The organism is Mesorhizobium sp. BR1-1-15, from assembly GCF_020165475.1.
In the GTDB taxonomy this organism is placed as follows: Bacteria; Pseudomonadota; Alphaproteobacteria; order Rhizobiales; family Rhizobiaceae; genus Mesorhizobium.
On record NZ_JAIUIF010000006.1, the window covers coordinates 91,509 to 114,116 of the forward strand.

Sequence of the window (22,608 nt, forward strand, 5' to 3'; positions counted from 1 at the left end):
GCCTATGAGGCCATCAGCGCCTTGATGCCGTCAGCCACGAACTGGACGGCAAGTGCCGCCAGGATAACGCCGAGCAGGCGGGTCAGGATCGAACGGCCGGTCTGGCCGAGGATGCGGTCTATGCGCTCCGACAGCACGAACACGAGATAGGTGATGGCGAGGCAGACGAAGATGATGCCGACCAGTGCCGCCTGGGCGCCAAAGCCCTGAAACGAGCCGGAGAGCAGCACAGTCGCCGAAATCGCGCCGGGGCCGGCGATCAGCGGGATCGCCAGCGGGAAAGCGGCGATGTTGTGGATCATGTCCTTGGTGATGGCCACGTCGCCGATCTTCTCCTTACGGTCCTGCCGGCGCTCGAACACCATTTCAAAAGCGATGAAGAAGAGCAAAAAGCCGCCGGCGACACGGAAGGCCGGCAGCGTGATGCCGAACACCGACAGGATCGAGGCGCCGGCAACGGCGAACAGCGCCATCACCAGGAAGCCGATGACCGAAGCGCGGACCGAGACCTGCTGGCGCTCCTCGCGGTTCATGCCGCGCGTTATCGCCAGAAACAGCGGCGCCAGCCCGGGCGGGTCGATGGTCACCAGAATGGTGACGAAGGCGTTGAACAGGCTGTCGAAACTCGGCATCTCTCACCCCTCCCGCCGGGCCGAGCCCGCATCCCGACATTGGTAGAGCAAAGCAGGGACGGAGGAAACCGGCTGGGGAGAGGCGGCTCGCGAACTCTGCGAAAGCCGGCTGGGCCGAGGGAGACGCGAAAGAACGCAGGGAGTGCCTGAGTTTGCGTCGCGGGCTTGCTTGATCAGGTACGGCCAGAGCGCCGCGCCAGGAACTCCACTTCGAGCCGCCATGTCGCGCCATTGTCGTGCGAGCGCTCGCCGAGCCAGCGGAAGGAATTTTCGGTTATTCGTGAAAAGCTCCAACGTACGGAGGAACCGGTGCCGTCGGCGCCCACTTGGACAATCGTGTCGCCTTCGGCGCGACCGAGTTGGCGGCTGTAATACTGGTTGCGCGGATCGCTCCAGAAAATATGCCAGGCATTTGCGCCGGGATCGTAGACGCGCAAGGTCGTGCCATAAAAGGTCCATTTGCCGAGAGAAGGCGAGGGGCCGGCATCGCGCGCGGGCAGGATCCAGACGTCCTGAATCGCGCGGCCTTCCAGCACCCAGCCGAAATGCACCTCGCCGCGTCCGGTCAGCACGGTGCCGTCCTCGAGATGACGGCTGGCATCGAAAGTCCAGGCGCCGACGAAGCGGCCGTAGAGATCCAAATTCTCGGCAAAGCCGGGGGCTGGCCCGTCGCTGTGCAGGGCTTCGGTAAAAGTGGGCTGGTTGGTCATGGCTGGTGCCTTCATGCTGTCAGGAGGCCGCAAGCGATAGGCCGGGGCAGGGTTCTGCGCTTGGGAAAAATTGCTATCTTTCAGGCTATGACGACGAGCCACAGGATCATTGCCTCGGGGCCAGGCTGGCAGGTGTCGGACGTGGTGTGCACGGCCGGCGCCGGCGACCGGCCGTTCGAGGAGGAGCACCGGACATTCTGCGTCGCCGCGGTGACCAGCGGCACCTTCCGCTATCGCGCCAGCCAGGGTACCGCGATGCTCGCGCCAGGCGCGGTGCTGCTCGGTAATCCCGGCACATGCTACGAATGCGGCCACGAGCACGGCGCCGGTGACCGCTGCCTCTCCTTCCATTTTGCTCCGGCCTATATGGAACGGATCGTGGAGGACGTACCGGGCGCCAGAATGCTGGCCTTCAAGACGCCGCGCTTGCCGCCCCTGCCGGCGCTGATGCCGCTGCTGGCCGAAGCGGAGGCCGCGCGCGATGTGGGCGAAACCGCTGCTTTCGAGGAACTCGGCTTGCGCATTGCCAGCGCAGCAGTCGCCGCAAGCTCAGGGCGCACCAAGATGGCGCGGACACCCAGCGGCCGCGACCAAAAACGGGTCGCGGAGGCGGTTCGGCGTATCGAGATCGATGCCGATCAGCCGCTTTCGCTGGCCGTGCTGGCCCGGGAGACGGCGACCAGTCCGTATCATTTCCTGCGCACATTCCGGCAGATTGCCGGAATGACCCCCTACCGGTTTCTGCTGAGGACCAGGCTGCACCGGGCAGCAGTGCGGCTCCACGCTTCGGACAAGGCGATCTCGACGATCGCCTTCGAGGCGGGCTTCAACGACCTGTCAACTTTCAATCGCCGCTTCCGGCGCGAAATGGGCGAGACGCCCGGCAGCTATCGCGCCCGCCGCGCGGGCCGCCGCTAACACGAGATGGCGGGCCTTTGCGTCGACGGCTCCGAAAAGCACATCGGCCATATCGTCGCAATCACCGGTATCCTTTTGAAATCACCGCCAAAATCGACACTGGAAAAGTGCCGTCGACATTGGAGTTTCGGCCCGGCTTCCTATATATACGGCAAGTGATTCCTGTTTAGATTGTGATCCGATTTGACCGACCAAAAAACACCGCGCGGCGCCGACGGCGGCCCCACCGGCATCGAGCCGATTTCGATCATCGAGGAGATGCAGCGATCCTATCTCGATTACGCCATGAGCGTGATCGTCAGCCGCGCGCTGCCCGACGTGCGCGACGGCCTGAAGCCGGTGCATCGCCGCATTCTCTTCGCCGCGCATGAGAGCGGCTATCACTGGAACCGCAAATATGTGAAGTCGGCGCGCCCGGTCGCCGACGTGATGGGTAAATACCATCCGCATGGCGACGCCTCTATCTATGACGCCCTGGTGCGCATGGCGCAGGACTGGTCGCTGCGCGTGCCGCTCATCGACGGGCAAGGCAATTTCGGCTCGATCGACGGCGATCCGCCGGCGGCCATGCGCTACACCGAGTCGCGGCTGACCAAGGTCGCGCATGAACTGCTGGAGGATATCGACAAGGATACGGTCGATTTCCAGGACACTTACGATGCTTCCGGCAGCGAGCCGAAGGTCCTGCCGGCGCGCTTTCCCAATCTGCTGGTCAATGGCTCGGGCGGCATCGCCGTCGGCATGGCCACCAACATCCCGCCGCACAATCTGGGCGAAGTCTGCAACGCCGCGATCGCGATCATCGACAATCCGGCCATCGACCTGCCGACGCTGATGGAAATCATTCCGGGGCCGGATTTCCCGACCGGCGGCATCGTGCTCGGCCGCTCCGGCATCTACAGCGCCTATTCGACCGGCCGCGGCTCCATCGTCATGCGCGGCAAGGTCAACATCGAGGCCCGCGGCAATGACCGCGAATCGATCATCATCACCGAAGTTCCCTACCAGGTGAACAAGTCGTCGATGATCGAGAAGATGGCCGAACTGGTGCGCGACAAGCGCATCGAGGGCATTTCCGACATTCGCGACGAGAGCGACCGCCAGGGCTATAGAGTCGTCGTCGAGCTGAAGCGCGACGCCGTGGCCGACGTCATCCTCAACCAGCTCTATCGCTTCACGCCGCTGCAAACCTCTTTCGGCGCCAACATGGTGGCGCTCAATGGCGGCAAGCCCGAACTGCTGACGCTGACCGACATGCTGAGAGCATTCGTGTCCTTCCGCGAGGAGGTGGTCACCCGACGCACGAAGTTCCTGCTGCGCAAGGCGCGCGACCGGGCCCACGTGCTGGTCGGCCTCGCAATCGCCGTCGCCAACATCGATGAAGTGATAAAACTGATCCGCACCGCGCCGGACCCGCAGACCGCGCGCGAGCAGTTGATGGAGCGGCGCTGGCCGTCCGGCGACGTCGAATCGCTGATCCTCCTGATCGACGACCCGCGCCACCGCATCAACGAGGACGGCACCTACAATCTGTCCGAGGAACAGGCGCGCGCGATCCTGGAGTTGCGCCTGCAGCGCCTGACGGCACTCGGCCGCGACGAAATCGCCGACGAGTTGAACACGATCGGCGCCGAGATCGTCGATTATCTCGATATCCTGTCGTCCCGCGCCCGCGTCCAGCAGATCGTCAAGGACGAGCTCGCGGCCGTGCGCGACGAATTCGGCACGCCGCGCCGCACCGAGCTGAGCGAAGGCGGCGCGGACATGGAAGACGAGGACCTGATCCAGCGCGAAGACATGGTCGTGACGGTGAGCCATTCCGGCTACATCAAGCGCGTGCCGTTGTCGCTCTACCGGGCGCAACGCCGCGGCGGCAAGGGTCGCTCGGGCATGTCGACCAAGGAAGAGGATTTCGTCACCCGCCTGTTCGTGGCCAATACGCACACGCCGGTGCTGTTCTTCTCCTCGCGCGGCATCGTCTACAAGGAGAAGGTCTGGCGCCTGCCGATCGGCAATCCGCAGTCACGCGGCAAGGCGCTGATCAACATGCTGCCGCTGGAGCAGGGCGAGCGCATCACCACAATCATGCCGTTGCCGGAGGACGAGACAAGCTGGGGCGAGCTCGACGTGATGTTCGCCACCACGCGCGGCACGGTGCGCCGCAACAAGCTCTCTGACTTCGTCCAAGTCAACCGTAATGGCAAGATCGCCATGAAGCTGGAGGAGGAGGGCGACGAGATCCTCGGCGTCGAGACCTGCACCGACAATGACGACGTGCTTCTGACCGCCAGCTCCGGCCAGTGCATCCGCTTTTCCGTCGGCGATGTGCGCGTCTTCCAGAGCCGCAACTCGGTCGGCGTGCGCGGCATCGCCATGGCCGAAACCGATCGCGTCATTTCGATGGCTGTCATCGAGCATGTCGATGCGCCGCCGGCCGAACGCGCCGCCTATCTGAAGCGCGTGGTGGCCGAACGGCGCCTGGCCGCCGGCATTCCGGCAGGTGAGGAGGAAGAGATCGCGTTGACCAACGAAGAGGTCGGCGAGGAGGCGGAGCTGTCGGACGAGCGCTATGAGTTCCTCAAGGCGCATGAGCAGTTCGTGCTGACGGTGACGGAATACGGCTACGGCAAGCGCTCATCGTCCTATGATTTCCGTCTGACCGGACGCGGCGGCAAGGGCATTCGGGCCACCGACGTGTCGAAGACGGCCGAGATCGGCAGGCTGGTGGCAACCTTCCCGGTCGGCAATGACGACCAGATCATGCTGGTGTCCGACGGCGGTACCGTTATCCGGGTGCCGGTCAATGGCATCCGCTTCGCCAGCCGCGCCACCAAGGGCGTGACCATTTTCAACACGGCGGAAGGCGAGAAGGTGGTTTCGGTCGAGCGGATTTCCGAGCCGCAATCGGACGAGGAAGAAATCGTCGAGGTTGGTGCCGAGATCGATCCGGCGGCCGATGCCGGCCTGGATGATGCGCAATAAGTCTGGCTTGGACAGACATGGCAACGCCGGCCAATCGGCCGGCGCGTCGCAACAAATTCAGGCTAACTCAATAGTGACGGTGAGGCTTGCGGGGCCCGAACCCTTCGAAGCGTTTGGCGTTGGTCTTGATGCGGACGCGCTGGGCCTCCTGATGCAGCCCGAATACAGTGGCGATCAGCATGGCGACGGTCATTGCAGTGGCGAGCATGTAGATCAGCATGTGCGTGTTCTCCTGCGCTCTACAACGCTTACATGGGACTTTGGTTTCATCTTCTTAAAGGGGCAAGGTAGTGAACGCTGCGTGAAGCGTTCGTGATCGGCGCATTCATCTGTCGTTCATCCCTGCAAAAAGGTTCAAGGGGATCGCATCAATGAGATTTGCCTTCCGTCCGCGCGCCCGTTAGAAGCACCGGCATGACCGAGCGCATCGCCCTTTATGCCGGCTCCTTCGACCCGTTGACCAACGGCCATCTCGACGTGCTGAAGGCGTCGCTGGCCGTGGCGGACATCGTCTATGCGGCGATCGGTATCCATCCCGGCAAGAAGCCGCTGTTTTCCTTCGAGGAGCGGGTCGAACTCATCGAGGCCGCGACCAAGGCCGAATTCGGCCGCGACGGCACACGCATCAAGGTGGTCGCCTTCGACGGGCTGGTCATCGATGCGGCCAGGAAACAGGGAGCCTCGATCATGATCCGCGGCCTGCGCGACGGCACCGATCTCGACTACGAGATGCAGATGGCCGGCATGAACGAAACGATGGCGCCTGAGCTGCAAACGGTTTTTCTGCCCGCCAGCCCCTCGGTTAGAACCATTACCGCCACACTTGTCCGCCAGATTGCCTCGATGGGCGGCGACATCCGCCCCTTCGTGCCGGCCGCGGTCGCCGGTGCGCTCACCGCTAAATTCGCAAAATAGGTTTCTCGGAGAAGACCATGCAGCTGAAAAAGCTCGCCTCGTTCCTCGTCGTGCTTGCCGGTCTCGTGACCGCATCGGTCTCAGCCTATGCCGCCGACCCGGAAAACACCATGATCATAACGTTGAAGGACGGCGACGTGACCATTGCACTGCGTCCCGATCTCGCGCCCAAGCATGTCGCGCAGATCAAGAAGCTGGTGCGCGAGCATGCCTATGACAACGTCGCCTTCCACCGCGTCATCGACGGCTTCATGGCGCAGACAGGCGACGTCAAATTCGGCAACATGAACAAGGGCTTCAACGCCCAGGCTGTCGGTACCGGCGGCTCCGACCTGCCGGACCTGCCGGCGGAATTCTCGCAGACCGAGCACTACAAGCGCGGCGTGGTCGGCATGGCACGCTCGCAGGATCCGAATTCGGCAAACTCGCAGTTCTTTATCATGTTCGCGCCGGCGCCGCCGCTCGACGGCCAGTACACCATCGTGGGCAATGTCGTCAGCGGCATGGAACTCGTGGACCACATCAAGAAGGGCGACGAGGCCGACAACGGCACGGTCACCGATCCCGACCGGATGATCAAGGTGCGCATCGCCGCCGACAAATAGTTCTGTTTTTTGAAAAGGATATCAGACATGGCCGACATCAAGGATCGCGAAAACGCGCTCATCATGGAAACGACCAAGGGCAAGGTCGTCATCGAAATGCTTCCCGACCTGGCGCCCGGCCATGTCGCCCGCATCAAGGAACTGGCCCGCGAAGGCGCCTATGACGGCGTGGTCTTCCACCGCGTCATCGAGGGCTTCATGGCGCAGACCGGCGACGTCAAGTTCGGCAATTCGAGCAAGCCCTCTTTCGCGCCTTCCCGCGCTGGCATGGGCGGTTCCGACAAGCCGGATCTCAAGGCCGAATTCTCCAATGCCAACCACAGCCGCGGCACCTGCTCGATGGCGCGCTCGCAGAATCCGAACTCGGCCAATTCGCAGTTCTTCATCTGCTTCGACGATGCAGCCTTCCTCAATCGCCAGTACACGGTCTGGGGCCAGGTCATCGAAGGCATGGACAATGTCGACAAGATCAAGCGCGGCGAGCCGGTGCAGGATCCCGACAAGATCGTGTCGCTGAAGGTCGCGGCCGACGTCAAGTAAGGCGGCAGGACAATGATGGGCGTCGTCTGGTCGCTTCTCGGCATCTTGTCCGGCGCCTTCATTGCCATTCAGGCGCCGATCAATTCGCAGTTGGCGCGCGGCCTGGGGCTCCCGGTCGCGGCTGCCGCGTTTTCGTTCCTGTCGGGCGCCATCGTGCTCGGCATCATTGCCGTCGCGGTGGTGAGGCTGCAAGGCATCTCGCTCGACTGGAAGGCGCCCGCGCCCTGGCTGTTCATCGCCGGCGGCATGCTGGGCGGCTTCTACGTCACACTGTCCACCATCCTGACGCCACGCATCGGCGCCGCCGCACTGATGGCGTTCCTGGTGGCGGGCCAGTTGCTGGCGGGCATGCTGATCGACCGCGTCGGGTTCCTCGGCGTCGCGGTTCGTGAAATCTCGCTCGGCCGCGTGGCCGGCGCGGTGCTGCTTCTGGCCGGGGCGCTGCTTATCAGGCTCTTCTGATGCGTGTCGATCTGTTCGATTTCGACCTGCCGGAAGAGCGTATCGCGCTTCGCCCGGCAGAGCCGCGCGACAGCGCAAAGATGCTGGTGGTCAGGCCCGTCGAGGGGGTTTCGAACCGGGCGGTCAGCGACCTGCCTTCCCTGCTCCAGGCCGGCGACGTGCTGGTCTTCAACGACACCAAGGTTATCCCGGCGCAACTCAAAGGTATCAGGCGGCGCGGCGAGGCGGCGGCGCAGGTCGAAGCCACATTGCACATGCGGATGGCGCCGGACCGTTGGCTGGCCTTCATGCGGCCGGGCAAGCGCGTTGCCGTCGGCGACCGCATCCATTTCGGCCATGACGGCAATTCGTGCTTCCTCGGCCAGCTTGACGCTACGGTGATCGAAAAGGGCGAGGCGGGCGAGGCGCTGCTCGGCTTCGACCTGTCGGGCCCTTTCCTCGACGAGGCGCTGCATGCGGTCGGCCACATCCCACTGCCGCCCTATATCGCCTCGAAGCGCGACGACGACGAGCGCGACCGGGCCGACTACCAGACCATCTATGCCCGGGAGGAAGGCGCCGTCGCAGCACCCACGGCGGGCCTGCATTTCACGCCGGAGCTGTTTGCCGCACTCGACGCCAAGGGGATCGAACGCCGCTTCGTCACGCTCCATGTCGGCGCCGGCACGTTCCTGCCAGTGAAGGCGGACGACACCGCCGACCACAAGATGCATGCGGAGATCGGCTCGGTCAGCGAGGCAACAGCCGACGCGTTGAATGCGGCGAAGGCGAGGGGTGGGCGCGTCATTGCCGTCGGTACGACCTCGCTGCGCCTGCTGGAAAGCGCGGCGCGAGAGGATGGCGCGCTGGCTGCATGGTCCGGGCCGACCGACATCTTCATCACGCCCGGCTACCGTTTTCGCACCGCCGACATGCTGATGACCAATTTCCATCTGCCGCGTTCGACGCTGTTCATGCTGGTTTCGGCTTTCAGCGGCCTCGAGACGATGCGCGCCGCCTATGCGCACGCCATTGAGCACGATTACAGATTCTACTCCTACGGAGATGCAAGCCTGCTGTATCGAGCGGAGATGAGCGATGGACGATGACCTCGACAGGCTGGACCGCGACAGTTTGATCGCCGAAGTCAAAAAATTGCGCGCCGGCATTCGCCAGCATCGCAATGCATCGGGGCACGATCTTTGCTGGCATCATCCCGATTTGTGGGACCTGCTGCCCGAGAAGATCGATCCGGCAATCGCCGTGCCGCCCTGGCCAAAATTCATGCGCGGCTGCATCCACTGTCGCCAGTCGCTGGACGAACAGGCTCCGGGCGCACCGGCACACGACAAGGAATTCAATGGCTGAGACGTTCACCTTCAAGGTGCTGGCGACCGAAGGCAAGACGCGGCGCGGCTTGATCAGCATGCCGCGCGGCGAAATCCGCACGCCTGCCTTCATGCCGGTCGGCACCGGCGGCACGGTCAAGACGATGTACATGGATCAGGTGCGCGGCGTCGGCGCCGACATCATTCTGGGCAATACCTACCATTTGATGCTGCGGCCCGGCGCCGAACGTGTGGCGAAGCTTGGCGGCCTGCACGAATTCGCCCGCTGGCCGCATCCGATCCTGACCGACAGCGGTGGCTTCCAGGTGATGTCGCTGTCAAAGCTTCGGAAATTGACCGAGAAGGGCGTCACATTTCGCTCCCATATCGATGGCGCTGCATACGAAATGTCGCCGGAACGTTCGATCGAGATCCAGGGCCTGCTCGATTCAGACATCCAGATGCAACTCGACGAATGCACGGCGCTACCGGCCGCGCTCAAGGAGATCGAGCGCGCCATGGAATTGTCGCTGCGCTGGGCTGAGCGCTGCAAGACGGCGTTCGGCGACCAGCCCGGCAAGGCGATGTTCGGCATCGTGCAAGGCGGCGACAATGCGGATTTGCGCGTGCGTTCGGCGCAAGCGCTGAGCGCGATGGATCTGAAAGGCTATGCGGTTGGCGGTCTTGCCGTCGGTGAACCGCAGGCGGTCATGCTCGACATGCTCGACATCACCTGCCCGGAACTGCCTGATGACAAACCCCGCTATCTCATGGGGGTCGGCACGCCGGACGACATCTTGAAATCGGTGGCGCGCGGCATCGACATGTTCGACTGCGTGATGCCGACGCGGGCCGGCCGGCATGGGCTTGCCTATACAAGGCGCGGCAAGGTCAATCTGCGCAACGCCCGCCATGCCGACGATCCGCGCCCCCTCGATGAGGAAAGCGACTGCCCGGCGGCACGCGATTATTCCCGCGCCTATCTGCACCATCTCGTGCGCTCGCAAGAGGCACTCGGTGCGATGCTTCTGACCTGGAACAATCTGTCCTATTATCAGAAGCTGATGCAGGACATACGCGCCGCGATAGAGACCGGCACTTTCGAGGCACGCGCTGCCGAAATTACCGAGGGCTGGGCGAGGGGCGATATCCCGGCGCTGTGACGGTTCAGGTGCTCAGCGAATTCGACGCGCGCAGGCTGCAGCCGGTGATTTGGAACGTGCCGTCGGGCTGTCGCTCCAACGTGTAGACAGCTTCGTAGTCCTTGCCGTCAGGGCCGACGATCAGCACCTGCTGGATGATCGAGGTCGGACCCGTCTCCTCGACCTTGCCGAACGAGTAGCTCCGTGGGTTGCGCACCGGCGCGTAGCCGTTGGTCACCATGTTCATGAAGGTGTCGACGGTCGGGAAGATCCGCTTCACGTTCGGTGCGGCGAAGCTGTAGGCGGTGACGCCGTCGTCGGCGAGGAACGCTTTCAGCTGGCCGTCAATGGCCGCTTGCGCCGCCTTGATCTCAGCCTCGCCGGCAAACGCCGACAAGGGCAGGAGGAGAGGAAGGAATGCGAATGCGAAAAGCGTGCGGCGCATAGCCTGTTTCCCTTGTCTTTCGAGAACTTGCCTTTCGAAAGATCCTGCCCGTGCAGGCATCCTAACATACGTTTGGTGGCGCTTCAGGGTTTCACCGGCGGCGAATATTCAGTGTTGTTGCGCGACGAAGTCCAGGCAGCCTTGGCGGAATTGCGGGAGGCGTGGCCAACGCTCGAACCGGCTAAGTACCGTTCCAGCGCTTGAAAGCCCGCCTCCAGTCTGCCAGAAGGGCCGCTTGGATTGGACGTTTAGCAGGGCGGAGCCATGAAGGCGTTTTTCGTGCAGATCAAATGCGAGCTGGGCAAGTCGTATGAGGTTGCCAGCGCGCTCGCCGACGCCGAGATCGCCTCGGAAATCTACTCCACTGCCGGCAATTACGACCTGCTCGCCAAGTTCTATGTCGACGACGAGGAGGATGTCGGCCACTTCGTCAACGAGAAGGTGCAGATTCTTCCCGGCATCAAGGACACGTTCACCGTCGTCACTTTTCGCGCCTTCTAGCGTCGGAACCCATTGCCCGAGCATGAGGCAAAGCCTGACCAAGCTCATATTTCAGCTGCCTCAATTTTAGGCAGGGGCGACATACTGATCGTCCGCATCCCTCAAATCACCGATTACGCTTGATTTTCTCCAGCGGCGCCAGTGAAATGGCGTCACAGGGGAGTATGCGATTGGCAGCGTTCGATGAAATGCTTCCGGAGGTCTCCGGACTTAGAAGACCGTATTCGGCTTACGATCGCTGGCTGAAAGAGCAGGACCCGGCCAGGCTTACCGAGAAAATGCAGGACGCCGAACGCGTCTTCCGCAAAACCGGCATCACCTTCGCCGTCTATGGCGAGCAGGAAGCCTCCGAGCGGCTTATCCCCTTCGACATCGTTCCGCGTATCATTTCTGGCAATGAGTGGCGCCGCCTCACGCAAGGCATCGAGCAGCGCGTGCAGGCACTGAACGCCTTTCTCGACGACATCTATCACCGCCAGGAAATCCTGCGGGCCGGACGCGTTCCCCGCGACCTGATCGCCAGGAACGAAGCCTTCCTGCCCGAGATGATCGGGGTCAGGCCACCCGCCGGCGTCTACACCCACATCATCGGCGTCGACATCGTGCGCATCAGCGAAAACGAGTTCTACGTGCTGGAGGACAATGCGCGCACCCCATCGGGCGTTTCCTACATGCTGGAAAACCGCGAGACGATGATGCAGCTCTTCCCCGAGTTGTTCCAACAAATCAAGGTGCGGCCGGTGGAGAACTATCCGCAGCTTTTGCGCCAGTCGCTGGCGGCGGTGCGGCCGCAGAACGCCAAGGGCACGCCGACCATCGCCGTGCTGACGCCCGGCAGCTACAACTCCGCCTATTTCGAACATGCGTTCCTGGCCGATCAGATGGGGGTGCAACTGGTCGAGGGGCAGGATTTGCGCGTGGTGGACGGTCATGTCGCGATGCGCACGACCGAAGGCTACAAGCAGATCGACGTGCTCTATCGCCGGGTGGACGATGCCTTCCTCGATCCGCTGACTTTCCGGCCGGACTCCGCGCTCGGCGTGCCTGGCATCATGGATGTCTACCGGGCCGGCAACATTACGATCGCCAATGCGCCGGGAACCGGTATCGCCGACGACAAGGCGATCTATTCCTACATGCCCGAGATCGTCGAATTCTACACCGGCCGCAAGGCGATCCTCGGCAATATTCCGACCTGGCGCTGTTCGGAGCCGGACAGCCTGAAATATGTACTCGAACACATCGATGAGCTGGTGATCAAGGAAGTGCACGGTTCAGGCGGCTATGGCATGCTGGTCGGACCGGCGGCGACCAAGAACGAATGCCAGGATTTCGCCAAGAAGCTGCAGGCCAAGCCGTCCAATTACATCGCCCAGCCGACGTTGGCGCTCTCGACCTGTCCGATCCTGACCGAAAAGGGCCTGTCGCCGCGCCATGTCGATCTGAGACCCTATGTGCTGGTCTCCGACCGCATCCAGATCGTGCCGGGCGGGCTCACGCGCGTCGCGCTCAAGGAGGGCTCTCTGGTGGTCAATTCCTCGCAAGGCGGCGGCACGAAGGATACCTGGGTGCTGGATGATTGAGATGAGTAGTCAGTAGGCAGTAGGCAGTAGGCAGTAGTTGGTATCAGAGGGGACAGAACAATGCCGTATCCAATCGAAACTCGAACATTCCCTACTCGCTACTCACTATTCCCTACTCACTAGCCCGAAGGGCCACTCCATGCTTCTCGGCCGTACCGCCAACGGGCTCTACTGGATGAACCGCTATATCGAGCGTGCGGAAAACATGGCGCGCCTGGTCGATGCGGGCCTGCGCATGGCGCTGACGCGCACGCAGAGCGCGTCGGAAGAGTGGAATTCGGTGCTGCTCAGCGCCGGCTCCGACGTCGCCTACACGCAGAAGTATCAGGACTATACGGCGGCCGATGTAGCCGACTTCTTGTTGCGCGACACGTCGAACCCGTCGAGCACGATGTCGTCGATCGAGACGGCACGCAACAATGCCCGCATGGTGCGTACCGCGCTGACGCGGGAGACCTGGGAAAGCATCAACGAGGCCTGGATGGCGCTGAAGCGCATGCTGGCAAGGCCGATCGACGAGCGTGACCTGCCAAACGTGCTCGATGCGATCAAGCGCGAAACGGCGCTGATCCGCGGCTCGTTCTACGGCACCATGCTGCGCAACGAGATCTTCGATTTCTCGCAGCTCGGCACCTATGTCGAGCGCGCCGACAATACGGCGCGCATCCTCGACGTGAAGTACTACGTGCTCTTGCCGTCGATCTCCTGGGTCGGCTCGACGCTCGACAATTACCAGTGGGAATCGATCCTGCGCTCGGTATCGGCGCACCGCTCCTACCGATGGGTCTACGACGCCGACTACAAGCCGACCAACATCGCCGACTATCTGATCCTCAATGTGCGCATGCCGCGATCGCTGACCTTCTGCTATCGCTTCCTGGCCGAGCACCTGAAGTTCCTCGGCGACGACTATGGCGGGCGCCATCCCTGCCATGCGACGGCGGAAAAGACCCAGGCCATGCTGCAGGCAGGCTCGATCAAGGATATTTTCGACGCCGGCCTGCATGAATTCCTTGCCGGCTTCATTCGCGACAACACCAGGCTCGGCGACGAGATCGCGCAGGATTACAGGTTCTATTGAGGAGGCCATGCGGCTCAAGATCACCCATCGGACCGAATACCGTTACGACGCACCGGTGCAGTACCTGCTGCAGCGGCTGCGGCTGCTTCCGGTGAGCGGGCGCACGCAGACCGTGCTGTCCTGGGCCCTGAAGGTAGAAGGCGCGCGCGAGGAAGTGCGATTTGCCGACCACTACGGCAATGACACCCGATTGTTGAGCGTCGAGGGTGACCATGATTTCATTACGGTCGAGGCGTCAGGCGAGGTGGTGACGCGCGATACATCGGGGGTTTGTGGGCCGCATCAGGGATTCGCGCCGCTCTGGCTGTTCGCACAGGAGACGCCTTTGACCATGATCGGCGATGGCATTCGCGCACTCGCCGAGACAGCCGGCAAGGGCACCGATATCGAAAGACTGCACCGTCTGATGGCTATCATCTCCGAGCGGGTCGCCTATGCGCCGGGCACCACCAATGCGACGACCCCGGCTGAAGAGGCTCTCGCGCTGAAAACCGGGGTCTGCCAGGATCATAGCCATATCTTTGCCGCCACCGCCCGCGCCATGGGTTTCCCGGCACGCTATGTCAGCGGCTATCTGATGATGGACGCGGCCATCGAGCAGGCGGCAAGCCATGCCTGGGCCGAAGCACATGTTCAGGGCCTCGGCTGGGTTGCCTTCGACCCCTCCAACGGTATCTCTCCTGATGAGCGCTATGTGAGAGTGGCGACGGGGCGCGACTATCGCGATGCGTCGCCGGTTTCGGGGATTCTGCTGGGAGAGGCGCAAGAGCGGCTTGCCGTCACCGTCACGGTGGAGCAGTAGTCACCCGATGCAGGTCGTCCAACGCCACCTTGGTTTGGGTGACGACATGCATGAAAACAAGGACCTGAGCGCGCCGCATGGATCCGTTCCGACGCGACGCGGTTTTTACGGTTCGCTGCCGGAAGAGTAAACCATGACCTATTGCGTCGGCCTCAAGATCGATCGCGGGCTCGTGTTCATGTCGGACACGCGCACCAATGCCGGCATGGACTCGATCTCCACCTTCAAGAAGATGCATGTCTGGGAAGATCCCGGTGAGCGCGTCATCGTGCTGATGTCGGCCGGCAATCTGGCGACGACGCAAGCCGTGATCAGCGTGCTCGACGAGCGCACCAAGGCGGTTGGCGACCGGCACGCGGCAGTGCTCGAAACGCCGTCCATGTACCAGACGGTGCGGCTGGTCGGCGAAACCGTCAAGGACGTCATCGCCCATTCCTCGCCCGCCGGCGACAAGGCCGATTCCTACTTCAACGCCTCCTTCATCCTGGGCGGCCAGATAAAGGGCAGCGCACCGCGCCTGTTCATGATCTATCCCGAGGGCAATTTCATCGAATCGACCGATGACACGCCCTTTTTCCAGATCGGCGAGACCAAATACGGCAAGCCGATCATCATTCGCGCTTATGACCGGTCGATGAGTCTCGCGGAGACCGTGAAGCTGCTTCTGGTATCGTTCGATTCCACGCTGAAGTCGAACCTGTCGGTTGGGCTGCCGCTGGATCTGCTTTTCCTGGAAAAGGATGCCTTCCAGGTCGGGTTGAAGAAACGGATCGGTCATGACGACCCGTACTACCGCACGATCTCCGAGGGATGGTCGAGCGCCTTGAAGACGGCGTTTGCCAGTCTGCCGGATTTTCCGGGATAAGGACGCGCCGGATTTCTCCGGTGGTTGCAAATGTTTAACAGTGGTTTTTGACAACCGGGGCGAAGGGCGCCGGTGAAGCGATCATGTCGGGAGGACAGGATGAACAGTGACGATTTCCGGCAATGGTCGCGGCGGGCCGCCGACTGGGCCGCCGACTACCGCGAAACGCTGCGCCAGCGCCCGGTGCGGCCGCTGGTCGAGCCCGGCGACATATTCAGGAGCATAGAAGCCTCGCCGCCCGAAGACGCGGAGCCGATGGACAGGATCTTCGCCGATTTCGAGGAGAAGATCCTGCCGGGCATGACGCATTGGCAGCATCCCCGCTTCTTCGCCTATTTTCCGGCCAACGCGGCACCAGTTTCTGTGGTGGCTGAGTATCTGGTCTCTGCGATGGCCGCGCAGTGCATGCTGTGGCAGACCTCGCCGGCGGCGACGGAGCTCGAAACGCGGACTGTCGATTGGATGCGCCAGGCGCTCGGCCTGCCGGAAGGCTTTTCCGGGGTCATCCAGGATTCTGCCTCCTCCGCGACGCTGGCGGCGGTACTGACGATGCGCGAACGCGCGCTCGACTGGCAGGGCAACAAAAAGGGCCTGGCGGGGCAGGCGCGGTTGCGCATCTACTCGTCGGATCAGGTGCATACTTCGATCGACCGGGCGATCTGGGTGGCCGGTATCGGTGAGGACAATCTCGTGCGCATTCCGGTCGCCGGCCGCTTTCGCGCCATGGACATAGCGGCCCTCGAGGCGGCGATCGTCGCCGACAAGAAGGCAGGCTTGCTGTCGGCGGGTATCGTCGCCTGCGTCGGCGGCACCAGCACCGGTGGCACTGACGATATCGCCGGCGTCGCCGCGATCGCCAAACGCCACGGGGTCTATCTTCACGTGGATGCCGCCTGGGCGGGATCGGCGATGATCTGCCCGGAATACCGGCATTTCTGGGCCGGTGTGGAGCAGGCGGATTCTATCGTCTTCAACCCGCATAAATGGCTGGGCGCGCAGTTCGACTGCTCGATCCAGTTCCTGCGCGACCCCGAAAGCCATGTCAGGACGCTTGCCATCAAGCCGGATTATCTGAAGACGCACGGTCATGACGGCATCATCAACTATTCCGAATGGTCGGTGCCGCTCGGCCGCCGCTTCCGCGCGCTGAAACTGTGGTTCCTGCTGCGTGCCTATGGACTGGAAGGCCTGCGCACGATGATCCGCAACCATGTCGCCTGGAGCGAAGGCCTGGCAGCGCGCCTGGCCGACGAGCCGGATTTCGAGATCGTCACCGAGCCGATGCTGTCGCTGTTTTCGTTCCGGCACAAGGCGGAGGGAGCCGATGCCGACGAGCACAATCTCCGGCTTGTCAATGCGATCAATGATGACGGACGCATCTACCTGACACAGACCAGGGTGAACGGGCGCGTCGCCATCCGCTTCCAGGTCGGCCAGTTCGAGGCGACCGCGGCGGATGTCGATTCGGCTTTTGCCGCCATCACCGAAATCGCGCGCGGATTAACCTGAGGCTGCTGAGTCGGAACTGCGACCAAGTTTGCCTTTGCTATCATGCGGTTTCCATTAGCCGGCTTACGCCTTTTCATTGCTTTCGTTTTCGTCTATGATCAAGAAAAACGAAAGCAAAAGGTCTTCAGATGTATCTGTCGCCGCGCCATGCCGAAATCGTCCAAATGGCCAAGGATCACGGCCGCGTTCTGGTCGACGATCTGGCCACCCACTTCAACGTCACGCCGCAGACCATCCGCAAGGACCTCAACGATCTTTGCGACCAGCGGTTGCTGTCGCGCATCCATGGCGGCGCCTTGTTTCCTTCCGGCATCGAGAACATGGAATACGAAGCCAGGCGCAAGATCGCCGCCGAGGAGAAGGAGGCGATCGGCAGCGCGGCCGCCAGGCTGATTCCGGACAACGCCTCGTTGTTCATCAATATCGGCACCACGACGGAGTCGGTCAGCAAGGCGCTGCTGGATCACAGCGGCCTCATGGTCATCACCAATAACATCAATGTTGCCAACAGGATGCGCATCTATCCTTCGATCGAGGTGGTGATCGCGGGCGGGGTGGTTCGCGGCTCGGATGGCGGCGTCGTCGGCGAGGCGGCGGTGGATTTCATCAGGCAGTTCAAAGTCGACTACGCCGTCATCGGCGCCTCGGCGATCGACCATGACGGGGCCTTGCTCGATTTCGATTTCCGCGAGGTCAAGGTCGCGCAAGCCATTATCGCCAATGCCAGGCACGTCATCCTGGTCTCCGACCGGACCAAATTCGAGCGCACGGCGCCGGTTCGCATCGGCCATCTGTCGCAGGTCAACACCTTCATCACCGACCGCTGCGATATCCCCTCGGTGCGCAAGATCTGCCAGGAGGCCGAGGTTCAACTGATCGAAACCTCGCTCGATTGAGGACGTTGCAGCGCTTTCACGAGCTTGTGATATTTCGTTTGACATTCGTTATGAGTTCGAAATAATTCCGCCACGGTTTCGCAAAAGAGCCAAATGGTGCAATGCGAAATCGCTGGAGGAATTGGTGGACGCATCTTCGATCCGTGACATTTTCGTCATAGGCGGTGGCATCAATGGCTGCGGCATTGCCCGTGATGCCGCCGGCCGCGGGTTTTCGGTATTTCTGGCCGAGATGGACGATCTCGCCAGCGGGACCTCCTCAGGCTCGACCAAGCTGATCCATGGTGGCCTGCGTTATCTCGAATTCTACGAATTCCGCCTGGTGCGCGAAGCGCTGATGGAACGGGAGGTACTGTGGAAGAACGCGCCGCACATCATCTGGCCGATGCGCTTCGTGCTGCCCTATGCCAAGGGCCTGCGTCCGGCCTGGCTGATCAGGCTCGGCCTTTTCCTTTACGATCATATTGGCGGGCGCAAATTGCTGCCGGCGACCAGGACCCTGGACATGGCCACCGACCCTGCCGGCAAGCCATTGAAACCATTGTTCAAGAAGGCCTTCGAATATTCCGACGGCTGGGTCAACGATGCGCGGCTGGTGACGCTGAACGCGCGTGACGCCGCCGACCGGGGCGCGACCATCCGCACCCGCACCAAGGTGGTCGGGGCGCGCCGCGAAGGCGGGCTGTGGACGATCAGGATCGAAAATCTGCGGACCGGCGAGACCGAAGAGGTCAAGGCGCGGCTGCTGGTCAATGCCGCGGGCCCCTGGGTCGATCATGTGCTTTCCGGCGTCGTCGGCCTCAACGATGTGCACAATGTCCGCCTCGTGCAGGGCAGTCACATCGTCATCGCGAAGAAATTCGACGATCCACGCGCCTATTTCTTCCAGAACAAGGATGGCCGCATCATCTTCGCCATTCCTTACGAGGACGAGTTCACGCTGATCGGCACCACCGACCAGGACTATCCCGGCGATCCGCACGACGTGAAGATCAGCGACACCGAGATCGACTATCTCTGCGCGGCGGCAAGCGAGTACTTCGCCCAACCCGTCAGGCGCTCGGATATCGTCTGGACCTATTCGGCCGTGCGTCCGCTTTATGATGATGGCGCTTCGAAGGCGCAGGAGGCGACACGCGACTATGTGCTGAAGGCCGATGGCGGCGAGGGCACAGCCCCGATCGTCAACACGTTCGGCGGCAAGATCACCACCTATCGCCGGCTGTCGGAATCGATGCTGGAGAAGATCGAAGGCTTTCTCGGCAGGCGCGGCAAGCCGTGGACGGCAAATGCGCCGCTGCCGGGCGGCGATTTCGCGGCGACCGGTTTTGATGCGCAAGTGGCGAGGCTGAAGAGCGCCTATCCCTTTCTCGACCAGCGTTTGGCGCGCCGGCTCACGCGGCTCTACGGCACGCGCGCGCAGATGTTGCTTGGCCTTGCCAAATCGAATGCCGACCTCGGCCGCAATTTCGGCGCGGACCTTTACGAGGCCGAGGTGCGCTACCTCGTCGAGAACGAATGGGCCGTCACATCGCAAGATGTGCTGTGGCGTCGGACCAAGCGCGGCCTGCATTTCAGCCGCGAGCAGACGGCGGCGTTGGATGAATTCATGCGCGGCATAAGCCGCCGCCACGTCGCGGCCGCGGAATGAAGGGCTGCTGATGCACACGGCCTGGGAGGAGGCATCATGCTGGAACTGAGGAACGTCACCAAGACGGTCGGCGCGGTGGAGCATATCCGCGACGTGTCGCTGACGCTCCAGCATGGCTCGCTGAACGTGCTGCTCGGGCCGACGCTGTCCGGCAAGACCAGCCTGATGCGGCTGATGGCGGGCCTCGACGCGCCGACTTCCGGCTCGGTCTGGTTCGACGGCAAGGACGTCACCGGCCAGCCTGTTCAAAAGCGCAAGATCGCCATGGTCTACCAGCAGTTCATCAACTACCCCGCGATGAGCGTCTACGAAAACATCGCTTCGCCACTGCGGGTGGCGGGAGTCGAGAAGGCCAAGATCGACAGCCAGGTACGTGAAGCCGCTGCCCTGCTCAAGCTGACGCCCTATCTCGACCGCACGCCGCTCAGCCTGTCCGGTGGCCAGCAACAGCGCACCGCACTGGCGCGCGCCATCGTCAAGAACGCAAGCCTGGTGCTGCTCGACGAGCCGCTCGCCAATCTCGACTACAAGCTGCGCGAGGAACTGCGCGCCGAACTGCCGAGGATTTTCGCCGCCGCCGGCACCATCTTCGTCTATGCCACGACCGAACCGCACGAGGCGCTGCTGCTCGGCGGCAATACGGCGACGCTGTCGCAAGGCCGCATCACCCAGTTCGGCCCGACCATCGAAGTGTTCCGCAAACCGGTCGACCTGGTGACGGCCAGGACCTTCGCCGATCCGCCGCTCAACACGATTGTGCTGGCCAAGAACGGGCCCGATTTCCTGCTGGAGGGCGGCGTCAAGCTGCCGGTGCCGCCGGAACTTGTCGGCATTGCCGACGGCAATTACACGATCGGCTTCCAGCCGCACCATCTGTCGCTCGAGCGTCCGAATGCGAGTGCCGTGCCGGTGCGGGCAAAGGTCACCATCACCGAGATCACCGGCTCGGAAAGCTTCATCCATCTTGATTTCGCCGACGCGCGCTGGGTGATGCTGACCCATGGCATCCGCGATTTCGAGACCGACGAAGCGGTCGAAGTGTTCATCGACCCGCGTCACATCATGGTTTTCGACCAACACGGCGTCGCCGTGGCCGCGGCAAAGCTGGCGGCCTGAGGAGAAAACGATGGCGCGCATCGACGTCAACCATGTCAGGCACTCATATCTGCCGAACCCGCGCACCGATGCGGATTTCGCGCTGCGGGAGGTGCACCACACTTTCGAGGACGGTGGCGCCTATGCGCTGCTAGGCCCATCCGGCTGCGGCAAGACCACGCTGCTCAACATCATTTCCGGCCTGCTCCACCCCTCGCACGGCCAATTGCTGTTCAACGGCAGGGATGTCACGAGACTGTCGACGCAGGAGCGCAACATCGCGCAGGTGTTCCAGTTCCCGGTCATCTACGACACGATGACCGTCTACGACAACCTGGCTTTCCCGCTGCGCAACCGCGGCGTTCCGGAGGCCGACGTCGACCGCAAGGTGCGCGAGACGCTCGACATGATCGACCTGGCAGACTGGGCCAGGAAGAAGGCGAGGGGCCTGACCGCCGACCAGAAGCAGAAGATCTCGCTCGGCCGCGGACTGGTGCGCTCGGATGTCAATGCGATCCTGTTCGACGAGCCGCTGACCGTCATCGACCCGCACATGAAGTGGGTGCTGCGCTCGCAATTGAAGCAGCTTCACCGCCGCTTCGGCTACACCATGGTCTATGTCACGCATGACCAGACAGAGGCGCTGACCTTCGCCGACCAGGTGGTCGTCATGTATGATGGCGGCATCGTGCAGATCGGCACGCCGGCCGAGCTGTTCGAGCGGCCGCGCCACACCTTCGTCGGCTACTTCATCGGCTCGCCCGGCATGAACGTCATGCCGGTAGCGATCGATGGCAAGACAGCGACGCTTGGTTCCCAGCGCATCCAATTGCCAGGCGCGCCGAAGGCCGGAAGCGGCGTCGTCGAACTCGGCATCCGTCCCGAATATGTCAGGCTCGGCCGCGATGGCATGGCCGTCCACGTCAGCAAGGTCGAGGATGTGGGCCGCCACAAGGTCGTGCGCGCCAGTCTGGAAGGCCGCGAGATCGCCGCCGTCATCGGCGAGGACGAAACCGTTCCCGCCGATCCAAAAGTGCGGTTCGATCCAGCCGGCATCAACATCTATGCCGATTCCTGGCGTGTCGAGATGGGGGCGTAAATGGAAAAGCCCTGGAACAACAAGGCCTGGTTCCTCGTGCTGCCGATGCTCGTGCTGGTGGCGTTCTCGGCCGTTATCCCGCTGATGACCGTCGTCAACTACTCGGTACAGGACACGTTCGGCAATAACGTCTTCTTCTGGGCGGGGACCGAATGGTTCGAGGAGTTGCTGCATTCCGATCGCTTCTGGGAAGCCATGGTGCGCAACCTGATCTTCTCCTTCATCATCCTGGCGATCGAAGTGCCGCTCGGCATCTTCATTGCCCTCAACATGCCCAAAAAGGGCTGGGGCGTGCCGGTCTGCCTGGTGCTGATGGCGCTGCCGCTCTTGATCCCGTGGAATGTCGTCGGCACGATCTGGCAGGTGTTCGGCCGCAACGATATCGGCCTGCTCGGCTATTACGTCAACGCGCTCGGCATCGACTACAATTACGTGCAGGATCCGTTCGACGCCTGGGTCACCGTCATCATCATGGACGTCTGGCACTGGACCAGCCTCGTCGTGCTGCTCTGCTATGCCGGCCTGGTCTCGATCCCCGACGCCTTCTACCAGGCGGCCAAGATCGATGGCGCCTCGCGCTGGGCGGTGTTCCGCTACATCCAGTTGCCGAAGATGAAGCGCGTGCTTCTGATCGCGGTGCTGCTGCGTTTCATGGACAGTTTCATGATCTACACCGAGCCCTTCGTCGTCACCGGCGGCGGTCCGGGCAATTCGACGACCTTCCTGTCGATCGACCTCGTCAAGACCGCGCTCGGACAGTTCGACCTCGGTCCGGCGGCGGCGATGTCGCTGGTCTACTTCCTGATCATCCTGTTGTTGTCGTGGGTGTTCTACACCGTGATGACCAACTACGACGCGGAACGCTGAT

24 protein-coding genes are annotated in these 22,608 nt (G+C 62.5%); 20 read left to right on the forward strand and 4 right to left on the reverse strand.

Annotated features, from left to right (window positions below; all coding sequences use genetic code 11):
- Positions 1-2 precede the first annotated feature (2 nt).
- Both LB541_RS13025 and LB541_RS13030 read right to left on the reverse strand, forming a co-directional pair.
- A complete protein-coding gene (locus LB541_RS13025) occupies positions 3-632 on the reverse strand; it encodes a MarC family protein (protein ID WP_140498833.1) in 630 nt (209 codons plus the stop codon).
- 173 nt (positions 633-805) lie between these two features.
- The gene (locus tag LB541_RS13030; protein ID WP_140498831.1) at positions 806-1,342 is read right to left on the reverse strand and encodes a hypothetical protein; all 537 of its coding nucleotides are present in this window, start codon (positions 1,340-1,342) and stop codon (positions 806-808) included.
- An 87-nt stretch (positions 1,343-1,429) separates the two neighbouring features.
- Between LB541_RS13030 and LB541_RS13035 the strand changes: the two genes are divergently transcribed.
- A complete protein-coding gene (locus LB541_RS13035) occupies positions 1,430-2,260 on the forward strand; it encodes a helix-turn-helix transcriptional regulator (RefSeq protein ID WP_140584367.1) in 831 nt (276 codons plus the stop codon).
- Between the two features lie 183 nt (positions 2,261-2,443).
- Positions 2,444-5,242: a DNA gyrase subunit A gene (gene gyrA / locus LB541_RS13040; protein WP_224618600.1), complete on the forward strand. Its 2,799-nt coding sequence runs from the start codon at positions 2,444-2,446 to the stop codon at positions 5,240-5,242.
- A 67-nt stretch (positions 5,243-5,309) separates the two neighbouring features.
- On the opposite strand, the gene LB541_RS13045 is transcribed toward gyrA, so the two are convergent.
- A complete protein-coding gene (locus LB541_RS13045; protein ID WP_140498827.1) occupies positions 5,310-5,462 on the reverse strand; it encodes a hypothetical protein in 153 nt (50 codons plus the stop codon).
- A gap of 194 nt (positions 5,463-5,656) precedes the next feature.
- Here LB541_RS13045 and coaD point away from each other — a divergent pair, with 194 nt between their 5' ends.
- The 7 genes from coaD to tgt all read left to right on the forward strand — a co-directional run bounded on the left by coaD (position 5,657) and on the right by tgt (position 10,234).
- Entirely contained in the window at positions 5,657-6,157 is a 501-nt protein-coding gene (gene coaD, locus LB541_RS13050; protein WP_140498825.1) for a pantetheine-phosphate adenylyltransferase, read from the forward strand.
- A 110-nt stretch (positions 6,158-6,267) separates the two neighbouring features.
- The gene (locus LB541_RS13055; RefSeq protein WP_224518951.1) at positions 6,268-6,762 is read left to right on the forward strand and encodes a peptidylprolyl isomerase; all 495 of its coding nucleotides are present in this window, start codon (positions 6,268-6,270) and stop codon (positions 6,760-6,762) included.
- A 27-nt stretch (positions 6,763-6,789) separates the two neighbouring features.
- A complete protein-coding gene (locus LB541_RS13060) occupies positions 6,790-7,302 on the forward strand; it encodes a peptidylprolyl isomerase (protein WP_140498821.1) in 513 nt (170 codons plus the stop codon).
- A gap of 12 nt (positions 7,303-7,314) precedes the next feature.
- Positions 7,315-7,764, forward strand: coding sequence for a DMT family transporter (locus LB541_RS13065; RefSeq protein ID WP_140515312.1), 450 nt, complete (start codon positions 7,315-7,317; stop codon positions 7,762-7,764).
- Positions 7,764-8,852 (forward strand): tRNA preQ1(34) S-adenosylmethionine ribosyltransferase-isomerase QueA, encoded by a 1,089-nt coding sequence (gene queA / locus LB541_RS13070; RefSeq protein WP_224618603.1) that lies wholly within the window; start codon positions 7,764-7,766, stop codon positions 8,850-8,852. Before LB541_RS13065 ends, queA begins: the two co-directional genes overlap by 1 nt.
- The gene (locus tag LB541_RS13075) at positions 8,842-9,111 is read left to right on the forward strand and encodes a hypothetical protein (RefSeq protein WP_224618605.1); all 270 of its coding nucleotides are present in this window, start codon (positions 8,842-8,844) and stop codon (positions 9,109-9,111) included. The genes queA and LB541_RS13075 overlap by 11 nt, the downstream gene beginning before the upstream one ends.
- Positions 9,104-10,234, forward strand: a complete 1,131-nt coding sequence (gene tgt / locus LB541_RS13080) for a tRNA guanosine(34) transglycosylase Tgt (protein ID WP_224618609.1) — start codon at positions 9,104-9,106, stop codon at positions 10,232-10,234. The genes LB541_RS13075 and tgt overlap by 8 nt, the downstream gene beginning before the upstream one ends.
- A gap of 4 nt (positions 10,235-10,238) precedes the next feature.
- On the opposite strand, the gene LB541_RS13085 is transcribed toward tgt, so the two are convergent.
- The gene (locus LB541_RS13085) at positions 10,239-10,658 is read right to left on the reverse strand and encodes a DUF4864 domain-containing protein (protein WP_224618611.1); all 420 of its coding nucleotides are present in this window, start codon (positions 10,656-10,658) and stop codon (positions 10,239-10,241) included.
- A 264-nt stretch (positions 10,659-10,922) separates the two neighbouring features.
- On the opposite strand from LB541_RS13085, the gene LB541_RS13090 reads away from it, so the two are divergent.
- The 11 genes from LB541_RS13090 to LB541_RS13140 all read left to right on the forward strand — a co-directional run bounded on the left by LB541_RS13090 (position 10,923) and on the right by LB541_RS13140 (position 22,607).
- Positions 10,923-11,159, forward strand: coding sequence for an Lrp/AsnC family transcriptional regulator (locus tag LB541_RS13090; protein WP_010909609.1), 237 nt, complete (start codon positions 10,923-10,925; stop codon positions 11,157-11,159).
- 170 nt (positions 11,160-11,329) lie between these two features.
- Positions 11,330-12,742, forward strand: coding sequence for a circularly permuted type 2 ATP-grasp protein (locus tag LB541_RS13095; protein WP_181165357.1), 1,413 nt, complete (start codon positions 11,330-11,332; stop codon positions 12,740-12,742).
- A gap of 139 nt (positions 12,743-12,881) precedes the next feature.
- Positions 12,882-13,823, forward strand: coding sequence for an alpha-E domain-containing protein (locus LB541_RS13100; RefSeq protein ID WP_140498807.1), 942 nt, complete (start codon positions 12,882-12,884; stop codon positions 13,821-13,823).
- Positions 13,824-13,830: 7 nt separating this feature from the next.
- Complete coding sequence (locus tag LB541_RS13105) at positions 13,831-14,625, forward strand: transglutaminase domain-containing protein (protein ID WP_140557753.1); 795 nt, start codon at positions 13,831-13,833, stop codon at positions 14,623-14,625.
- A gap of 133 nt (positions 14,626-14,758) precedes the next feature.
- The gene (locus tag LB541_RS13110; RefSeq protein WP_140498804.1) at positions 14,759-15,490 is read left to right on the forward strand and encodes a peptidase; all 732 of its coding nucleotides are present in this window, start codon (positions 14,759-14,761) and stop codon (positions 15,488-15,490) included.
- A gap of 99 nt (positions 15,491-15,589) precedes the next feature.
- Positions 15,590-16,999, forward strand: a complete 1,410-nt coding sequence (locus LB541_RS13115) for a pyridoxal phosphate-dependent decarboxylase family protein (protein ID WP_140557751.1) — start codon at positions 15,590-15,592, stop codon at positions 16,997-16,999.
- A 128-nt stretch (positions 17,000-17,127) separates the two neighbouring features.
- The gene (locus LB541_RS13120) at positions 17,128-17,895 is read left to right on the forward strand and encodes a DeoR/GlpR family DNA-binding transcription regulator (RefSeq protein WP_140515319.1); all 768 of its coding nucleotides are present in this window, start codon (positions 17,128-17,130) and stop codon (positions 17,893-17,895) included.
- Between the two features lie 124 nt (positions 17,896-18,019).
- On the forward strand, positions 18,020-19,546 hold the full coding sequence (gene glpD / locus LB541_RS13125) for a glycerol-3-phosphate dehydrogenase (RefSeq protein WP_140557749.1): 1,527 nt from the start codon (positions 18,020-18,022) through the stop codon (positions 19,544-19,546).
- A 36-nt stretch (positions 19,547-19,582) separates the two neighbouring features.
- Positions 19,583-20,662 carry an ABC transporter ATP-binding protein gene (locus tag LB541_RS13130; protein WP_224618613.1) on the forward strand — a complete coding sequence of 360 codons (1,080 nt, stop codon included), beginning with the start codon at positions 19,583-19,585 and terminating at the stop codon, positions 20,660-20,662.
- 10 nt (positions 20,663-20,672) lie between these two features.
- On the forward strand, positions 20,673-21,740 hold the full coding sequence (locus LB541_RS13135; protein ID WP_140498794.1) for an ABC transporter ATP-binding protein: 1,068 nt from the start codon (positions 20,673-20,675) through the stop codon (positions 21,738-21,740).
- Positions 21,741-22,607 carry a carbohydrate ABC transporter permease gene (locus tag LB541_RS13140; RefSeq protein ID WP_140498792.1) on the forward strand — a complete coding sequence of 289 codons (867 nt, stop codon included), beginning with the start codon at positions 21,741-21,743 and terminating at the stop codon, positions 22,605-22,607.
- Position 22,608: the final 1 nt, after the last annotated feature.